The following is a 241-nucleotide window of genomic DNA, read 5'->3' on the forward strand; positions in this document are numbered from 1 at the left end:
TCTCAGCCCAGGCTGCGTGCGGTGTTGATGATGTTGATGCCGTCGAATCGCGTGGTCGCCGAGCCATGCGACACCGCCGAGACCTGGCCGGGCTGGCCCTTGCCATCGAAGAACGAACCGCCGACGCGGAAATCGCGCTCGTCGCAGATCGCGCTGCACGCGTTCCAGAACTCCGGCGTGCGGATCTGGTCTGCGGCGTCTTCGACCATGCCGGCGATCTGGCCGTTCTTGATCTGGAAGT

At 64.7% G+C, this 241-nt stretch carries 1 pseudogene; it reads right to left on the minus strand.

The window, feature by feature from the left end:
- Positions 1 to 2: 2 nt before the first annotated feature.
- A pseudogene (locus tag ACQG3P_RS22500) lies at positions 3 to 241 on the minus strand (TldD/PmbA family protein); the annotation flags it as partial.

Source organism: Stenotrophomonas sp. SrG (assembly GCF_050031795.1).
GTDB lineage: Bacteria > Pseudomonadota > Gammaproteobacteria > Xanthomonadales > Xanthomonadaceae > Stenotrophomonas > Stenotrophomonas rhizophila_A.